The organism is Pseudarthrobacter sp. Hb11, assembly GCF_059383655.1.
The window spans coordinates 110,206-118,341 of sequence record NZ_JBWZCM010000013.1; the positions used below are offsets into that span (position 1 = coordinate 110,206).

Consider the following 8,136-nt stretch of genomic DNA (forward strand, 5'->3'; position numbering starts at 1 on the left):
CCGGACAGTTCCGCTGGCGGCTGCCCCTAGCCGCGCCGGCGCTGCCACTGGGTTGCGTGCCACAGCAGCAGCCCGATGACGGCGATGATGCCGCCCAGAATTGCATGCGGTGCAAGCGTGAAAACCACGAAAGCCAGCGGCATTTCCCCGCTCGACGGTCCCAGTGCCAGGTGGGCGTTGAGGAGGGCCGCGAGGCCCCCGCCGATCAGCACGGCAGCCATTAGCCATAGAATCACAATGAACGGGTTGATGCCGAGGCGCCCCACGGCTGTCGAATCTTCCACCGCTGCAGACTGGAGCTTCTCACCAACCGGGTTTCCGTCCTGGTCCACTTCCCGGAATCCGACTGCACTTCCTGACTGCTCCACGTTTCCCCCAATTAATGCGCAGCTTAATACGCAGCCGTGGCTGCTGGTAGGCCAACCCTAGCGCTGGCACCCCGCGCTGTCTTGTCACACGGTTGGGCATGCGTGGGGGGACATTCTGCGGGAGCGGTTGCTCCGGGTGCCAGTCAATGACGGCCGTGAGGCTATATACGGCCTAAATCAGAGCCCGGGGGACAAATACATCACAGAAGTTTGATTAAAAGGGTGTCCTAAGTAAGGCTTGCCTTTGCAATTGGATGATCGCAGACCGACCGAAGGAAAACCGTGCCGCTGATGCCCCGTCTTGACGAGTTACAAATGGACGCCCCACCCAATAACCCCGAGCCGTCGGGCCAGGACTTCGGTTCGCGCGTGGAACTCGCCCTCGGAGCCACTAACCACCTCTTCAACGCGCGCAATTCACCCCGCTACGTGGCACAGGTCCTGCAGGGTGTCACAACCGTTGCCACCAAACTTGAGCGGGGCACACGGCCGTTCACCGGCGTCGCGCCTACGGAGTTGAAGGCGCGGGTAGCGGCGGTTGACCTCGAAACGCCCCTGCCGGACACGGCTGCCGCGCTGCAGGAACTCGAAGACGTCTACCTGCGCGACGCGGTCTACTTCCACGACGCCAAGTACGCGGCGCACCTCAACTGCCCCGTGGTGATTCCGGCTTTGGTGGGTGAGGCCATCCTGTCCGCGGTGAACTCATCGATGGATACCTGGGACCAGAGCGCAGGTGCCACCATGATTGAACGCCGTCTCGTCGACTGGGCCGCGGAAAGGCTGCACCTGGGAAGCGATGCCGACGGCATTTTTACATCCGGCGGCAGCCAGTCCAACCTCCAGGCCCTGCTGATCGCACGCAATCACGCAGTGGCCGGGCTCCGGCAGGACCCGTCCCGGAGCGACCTCCGGCTCCCGGCCCTGCTGGACACACTCCGGATCTTTACTTCCGAGGACAGCCACTTCAGCATCCAGAAGTCGGCATCCATGCTGGGCCTGGGGTTCGACGCCGTCATCACCGTTCCCTGCACGCCTGACCACCGCATGGACCCTGCCGCCCTCGCGGAGGCCATGGCGGAAGCGCACGACGCCGGCCTGTCGCCCACGGCGGTTGTCGCTACCGCCGGGACTACAGACTTCGGCGCGGTGGACCCGCTCGCAGAGCTCGCCGCACTGGCCCGGGCCTACGGTGCCTGGTTCCACATCGACGCCGCGTACGGCGGCGGCCTGATGGTTTCCGGCCGCTACCGCCACCTCCTGGACGGAATTGGGCTGGCCGATTCGGTCACCGTGGACTTCCACAAAACCTTCTTCCAGCCGGTCAGTTCCAGCGCATTGCTGGTCCGCGACAGCACCATGCTCCGCCACATCACCTACTACGCGGACTACCTCAACCCGGAAAGCGCCGCCCTTGCCGAGATCCCCAACCAGGTGGACAAAAGCATCCAGACCACCCGGCGCTTTGATGCACTGAAGCTCTGGCTGACCCTTCGCATTATGGGCGCGGATGCGATCGGCGCCCTGTTCGATGAAGCCATAGACCTTGCGGCCCGCGTCGGCTCGCTCCTCGCCGCCGACGACGATTTCGAACTCGCCGCACCGCCCCAGCTCAGCACCCTCGTCTTCCGGTACCGGCCACGCTTGGAATCCGGCGGGCGGCTCTCCGAAGACGCCGCCGATGCCCTGAACCCGGCCATCCGTGCCGCCGTCTTCGCCTCCGGGGAGGCTGTGGTTGCCGGGACGAAAGTGGGAGGGCGCCACTATCTCAAGTTCACCCTTCTCAACGCCGAGGCCACCCTTGAGGATATTGCCGGGATCGTCTCCCTTCTGCGCCGCACCGGCGCCGGTCTGCTGCAGAGCGAGGTATCCGCGTGAGCACCTCCACCAACAGCAGGATTTACGACTTCGCTGCCGTCGGCGTCGGGCCCTTCAATTTGGGGCTCGCCGCTCTTACGGAGCCGGTGGAAGGAGTAAACGGCATCTTTCTGGAGAGCCGGGAAGCCTTTGACTGGCACCCCGGGATGATGCTGGAACCCGCCCACCTCCAGGTCCCCTTTATGGCCGATCTCGTCACCATGGCCGACCCCACCTCGCCCTACTCGTTCCTGAACTTCCTCAAGCAGACCGGCCGGCTGTACCGCTTTTACATCCGGGAAAACTTCTATCCGCTGCGTGCGGAGTACAACCAGTACTGCCAGTGGGTGGCCGGGCAGCTGCCCGCCGTGCGTTTTGGCACCGTTGTGCTGGACGTGACGTACCGCGACGGCGTGTACCGGCTTTCCGTCTCCGGCCCGGAAGGGCCGGAGGTGCTACTGGCGCGGCGGCTGGTGCTGGGCACCGGCACCTCCCCGTACGTGCCGGAGGCCGCGGCAGGAATTCTGGCCCAGGCGGCAGCCGGCGGCGGGGGAGTGGTCCTCCACAACGCCGATTATTTGGCCCGGAAGGCGGAACTGCAACAGCAGCAAAGCATCACCATCCTCGGCAGCGGCCAGAGCGCCGCCGAGATCTACTGCGAGCTGCTGCAGGAATCGGACGCCCACGGCTACCAGCTGAACTGGGTCACCCGCTCCGGCAGGTTCTTCCCGCTGGAATACACCAAGCTGACCCTGGAGATGACCTCACCCGAGTACGTGGACTACTTTCACGGCCTCCCGCAGCACCAGCGCGACCACCTCAACAAGACCCAGAAGAATCTCTACAAGGGCATCAACTCCGACCTGATCGACGCTATCTACGACCTGCTCTACACCAAGAGCATCTCCGGCATCGTGGACACCCGGCTGCTGACACATTCGACCCTGACTGCCACCCACTGGAACCCGGAGGCGGGAACCCACACCCTGCACCTCCTGCACGGGGAGCAGGGCATGTCCTACACGCTGGACAGCGAAGCGGTGGTGCTGGCCACCGGTTACGGCTACCAGGAGCCAGGCTTCCTAGCCGGCGTGCAGGACCGGATCGCCCGGGACGCCGCCGGGAGGTTCGCCGTGGACCGGAACTACAGCACCGGCGTCGAACCCGGAGAAATCTTCGTCCAGAACGCGGAGCTGCACACCCACGGATTCGTCACGCCGGACCTGGGCATGGGCGCCTACCGCAACTCCTGCATCCTGCGGGAGATCACCGGCCGCGAGGTATACCCGGTAGAGCGCAGCATCGCCTTCCAGCACTTCGGCGCGCCGGCAGACCTGGGGGACTTTGAGACGGTGTCAGAGGCTGGAACGGGGGTGCCGGCATGAGGTTCACATTCCGCTGCCTCGACCCAAAAGCCGACGCGCCGCTCCTCCACAGTTGGGTGACTCAGCCCTACGCCGCGTTCTGGGGCATGCTGTCCGCGAGTGTGGACGACGTGGTGGAGGAGTACACAAACATCCAAACCAGCGGTCACCACCACGCATTGCTGGGGCTCGACGACGGCGTCCCCGCCTTCCTGATGGAGGAATACCTTCCAGCGTCCTCACCGCTGGCGCCGGTCTACCCCGTCCTCCCCGGGGACCTGGGCATGCACCTGCTGGTGGCGCCGCCGGCGGAAGGACCTGAACCTGGCTACACCACCGCTGTCATGGACGCAGTACTGGACCGGCTGTTCGCCAAGCCCGGAGTGGACCGCGTCGTGGTGGAACCGGATGCGGGCAACACCAAAATCCACGCCCTCAATGAACGGTTGGGCTTCCAATCCGCCGGGGTAATAACCCTGCCGGATAAGGACGCGCTGCTGAGCTTCTGCAGCCGTGATGACTACCTCGCCGCCCGCGCGGCCTTGCCCCTCGCCCGTACCACCCTCCAGGAAGCCGCACTATGACCATCCACCTCGAATCCTCCACTCCTGCCCCCGCCACGGACCTTGCCCCCGCCCCGGACCTTGCCCCCGCAGCTGCCGCACCCCACCTCACCGGCGACCGGTGGGACAGGGTAAACCGGCACCTGCTCCGCAAGGCGCTCGCGGAGTTCTCGCACGAGCGGATCCTCGCCCCGGAACCGGTCGCTGAGGAGCCGGGCAGCTACCGGGTGCGGAGCGACGACGGCACGCATGAGTACCGTTTCAGCGCACGGGTCCTCGAACTCGACCATTGGTCCGTCGACGCCGATTCCGTCCGGTACTTCCTGCACGGTACCGAAGCGCCGCTGGACGCGCTCGATTTCATTACGGCGTTCTCGGGCACCCTTGGCATCAACCTCCAGATGCTCCCCGTGTACCTCGAGGAGATCAGCAGCACCCTGGGGAGCCACGCCTACAAGCAGTGGGTTGGCCAGCCGTCGGCCGCTGAACTGGCGGCAGGGGTCACTGGAGGCCTGGACCGCGCCATCGACTTCCAGGCCATCGAGCGGAGCATGACCGAGGGCCACCCGTGCTTTGTGGCCAACAACGGACGCCTGGGCTTCGGCCTCAACGACTACCGCGCCTTCGCCCCCGAAACCGGCGCTCCGGTGCAGCTGGAATGGATCGCCGTGCACCGCAGCCACGCCGTCTTTACGTCCAGTGCCGGGCTGGACTACCGGGCCCACCTGAAGGCCGAACTCGGCGGATTGCTGGGCCATTTCGACGCCGGGTTGCAGGTGCTGGGCCTGGACCCGGACCAGTACTTCCTGATGCCCGTGCATCCGTGGCAGTGGGAGAACAAGCTGACCGTGACGTTCGCCGCGGAGATCGCCCGGCAGCGCATCGTCAACCTGGGCACCGGGACGGACACCTACCAGGCGCAGCAGTCCATCCGTACGTTCTTCAACACCAGTGTTCCGGACCGCCACTACGTCAAGACCGCCTTGTCCGTGCTGAACATGGGTTTTATGCGTGGGCTGTCGCCGCAGTACATGAAGGCCACTCCGGCCATCAACGACTGGCTGCGGAACCTGATCGAGGCGGACAGCGCACTCCAGTCACGCGGGTTCACCATGATCGGCGAAATCGCCGCCATCGGCTACCACAACGGGTACTACGAGGCCGGGTCTGTCAACGGCTCGCCGTACCGGAAGATGCTGTCCGCGCTATGGCGTGAAAGCCCGCTGCCGCTCCTGAAGGACGGGCAGCAGTTGGCCACCATGGCGTCGCTCCTGCACGTGGACTCCGAGGGCACAGCGCTGGTTTCCGCCCTCATCGAACGCTCGGGGCTGGCGCCGGAGGACTGGTTGCGCCGGTACTTCGAGGCGTACCTGGTTCCGCTGGTGCACTGCCTGTACCAGTACGAACTGGCCTTTATGCCGCACGGCGAGAACGTCATCCTTGTCCTCGAGGACGGCGTGCCGGTCAGGGCCATCATGAAGGACATCGCGGAGGAAATTGTGGTCATGGGGGACAGGCTGGACCTGCCCGAAGAGGTGTCACGGATCAAGGCGGCCATTCCGGACAACGAGAAGGTGCTGGCCATCTTCACCGACGTCTTTGACTGCATCTTCCGCTTCCTGGCCGCCCTCCTCGAGGAGGACGGCAAGCTGAGGCAGGAGGAGTTCTGGCGCACAGCTGCTGCCGCCATCAAGGACTACCAGGCGCAGCATCCCGGGCTCGCGGACCAGTTTTCACGGCATGACCTCTTCGCCGCAGACTTTGAGCTGTCCTGCCTCAACAGGCTGCAGCTGCGCAACAACCAGCAGATGCTGGATTTGGCGGATCCCTCCGGCGGGCTGCAAATGGCCGGGCGCCTGGCGAACCCGTTGGCGAGGTTCGCGGGGCAATAACCCAAGGAACGGCGCCGATGGCTAGGCTGGCAGCATGACTGCAGACATCGCCGGGACAACAGCCCTCATCACCGGTGCCAGTGCGGGCCTGGGTTCCGAGTTCGCACGGCAGCTCGCTGCCCGGGGCTGCAACCTGGTGCTGGTGGCGCGGAACCGGGCCCGCCTCGAGGAAACAGCGGCGGGCCTGGAACAGCGCTACGGAATTACGGCTGAGGTGCTGCCCGCGGACCTGACGGACGACGCCGGCGTGGCCGCCGTCGTCGGACGCCTGTCTGAACCGCAGCGGCCGGTGGGGATCCTGGTCAACAACGCAGGGATCGGGCTGCTGCACAATTTCGAGGACAACCCCATCTCGGAGGAGAAGAAGCACCTGAAGCTGCATGGCGAGACGGCCATGGAGCTCACCCATGCTGCGCTGAAGGGCATGCTGGAGCGGGGCAGCGGCCGGATCATCAACGTGGCGAGCATCGCCGCGTTCCTGCCCAGGGGAACTTACTCCGCGGCGAAGGCGTGGCTGGTGAGCTTCAGCCGCTGGGCCAACCTCACCTACCGCCCGCGCGGCATCAAGGTAACCGCGGTCTGCCCCGGCTTTACCCACACCGAATTCCACGACCGGATGGGTATGGACAAGTCCGTGGCGCCGTCGTGGGCCTGGCTGAACGCTGAGCGGGTAGTGCGGGAGGGCCTGGCGGACAACGAGCGGGGCAAAGCGGTGTCCATCCCGTCCAAGCGGTACAAGGCAGTGGCGGCGCTGGCGAGGGTGGCGCCGGCAAGGTTAGTGGCGGGACCGGCGCGCAAACCCAAATAGAACTGCCGGGTTGCGCGTACCCGCCCGCCGCACTGCCACCACCACAGCGATTCCCACCAATGCACCCACCAGCGTCTCGACGCCGCGTTCCAGAATCAGGACTGCGGGGTCGATGGGGTCGGCGAGCTGGGTCATCAGGAGGATCACCGGCGTAAAGGAGACCATGGCCAGGCCGTAATGACGGGCCATAAACAACTCGGTGGTGAACTGGAACAGGATCACCAGCAGTGCCAGCAGCACGGCTTGCCGGCCGGGGAACAGCCCTGCCAGGGACCACGGGCCGGGCATGATGACCACGGCTGTGACCGCCAGCCCCACGAACGTCCCCACAATGCGGTGGATCCCGCGCCGGACGCTGCTGGGGAGGTCGGCGCCGGCGAGAGGCACGGCCGCGGCTGCCATGGCCCAGTGCGGGTGGCCGCTGCCGGACAGGACCCCGACGGTTCCCGCGGCGCCGACAGCGAGGACATACCGGGCAGCGTGCACCAGCAACTCAGGGCGGCCGGCGGGCTGTTCGGCAGGAGCGCTCCGGACGGCCCCGCGCTGCCAGGACCTATGGCGGATCCAGCCGCCGAAGCCCACCAGTAGGGAGAAGGCGGCCGACCCTGCAGCGATGAGCATGGCGACCTGCCAGGGAACCTCCATAGGTACCGAGGCGCAGGCTCCGAGCGCAAGGATGCCGAAGAAGGGCCCGTTGGGTTTGAGCCGGACCCGGTCCGCGAACACCGATCCGACGCCCGCCAGTACTGCTTCGACGGCGACGAGCCACCACGAGTGCAGGTGGTTGACGGACAGGAACAGGCCGACAGCAACCCCGCCGAGCAGGACTACCGCGGCCTGGGCCTGGTGGCGGAGGCGGAGCTGGTGTGGTTCCGAGCGGCCGTACATGCCGGTCAGGGCACCGAAGACGGCATACATGATGAGGTCGGTGTGGCCCGCTGCCAGGAGCAGGAGCGAGGGCACTGCAACGCTGATGGCTACCCGCAGTGCTGCGAGGTGGTCCCGGTTGGCCGGCTCCAGCCGATGAAGGGCGCGCACCTGCTCCACAAGAAGTTTCATGGTGCACCGTCCCTGCTTGTCACTGGATCCCTTCCCGGCCTTTCGGAACGTATCACCCGGCAGCTCCATCCGGGCCATTTCCCGGGCGGCCACAGGACATAAATGGACATGGCGGCAAGGCCTGAAGCGGCAAGGCAAAGGCCCGTTCTTTGGCGCTTTCCCAAGGAGTTGGTGAGGAGGGAAGGGAGGGGTTTTCCAAGGGCTGTTCGGGGGGGGGGTGTTTTG

The 8,136-nt window shown here is 65.7% G+C and carries 7 protein-coding genes; 5 read left to right on the plus strand and 2 right to left on the minus strand.

Features of this window, described 5'->3' with window-relative positions; genetic code table 11:
• Nucleotides 1-26: 26 nt before the first annotated feature.
• Nucleotides 27-368: a hypothetical protein gene (locus AC50X7_RS16050; RefSeq protein ID WP_494979929.1), complete on the minus strand. Its 342-nt coding sequence runs from the start codon at nt 366-368 to the stop codon at nt 27-29.
• A gap of 315 nt (nt 369-683) precedes the next feature.
• Between AC50X7_RS16050 and AC50X7_RS16055 the strand changes: the two genes are divergently transcribed.
• The 5 genes from AC50X7_RS16055 to AC50X7_RS16075 are packed head-to-tail and all read left to right on the plus strand — an operon-like array spanning nt 684 to nt 6,852.
• Nucleotides 684-2,246 carry a pyridoxal phosphate-dependent decarboxylase family protein gene (locus AC50X7_RS16055; protein ID WP_494979937.1) on the plus strand — a complete coding sequence of 521 codons (1,563 nt, stop codon included), beginning with the start codon at nt 684-686 and terminating at the stop codon, nt 2,244-2,246.
• Entirely contained in the window at nt 2,243-3,610 is a 1,368-nt protein-coding gene (locus tag AC50X7_RS16060) for a lysine N(6)-hydroxylase/L-ornithine N(5)-oxygenase family protein (RefSeq protein WP_494979930.1), read from the plus strand. Before AC50X7_RS16055 ends, AC50X7_RS16060 begins: the two co-directional genes overlap by 4 nt.
• Nucleotides 3,607-4,173: a GNAT family N-acetyltransferase gene (locus tag AC50X7_RS16065; protein ID WP_494979931.1), complete on the plus strand. Its 567-nt coding sequence runs from the start codon at nt 3,607-3,609 to the stop codon at nt 4,171-4,173. Before AC50X7_RS16060 ends, AC50X7_RS16065 begins: the two co-directional genes overlap by 4 nt.
• Nucleotides 4,170-6,044, plus strand: coding sequence for an IucA/IucC family protein (locus AC50X7_RS16070; RefSeq protein WP_494979932.1), 1,875 nt, complete (start codon nt 4,170-4,172; stop codon nt 6,042-6,044). Before AC50X7_RS16065 ends, AC50X7_RS16070 begins: the two co-directional genes overlap by 4 nt.
• 34 nt (nt 6,045-6,078) lie before the next feature.
• The gene (locus tag AC50X7_RS16075) at nt 6,079-6,852 is read left to right on the plus strand and encodes an SDR family NAD(P)-dependent oxidoreductase (protein WP_494979933.1); all 774 of its coding nucleotides are present in this window, start codon (nt 6,079-6,081) and stop codon (nt 6,850-6,852) included.
• On the opposite strand, the gene AC50X7_RS16080 is transcribed toward AC50X7_RS16075, so the two are convergent.
• Entirely contained in the window at nt 6,820-7,911 is a 1,092-nt protein-coding gene (locus tag AC50X7_RS16080) for an FUSC family protein (protein WP_494979934.1), read from the minus strand. The two genes, AC50X7_RS16075 and AC50X7_RS16080, sit on opposite strands and share 33 nt — an antisense overlap.
• Nucleotides 7,912-8,136: the final 225 nt, after the last annotated feature.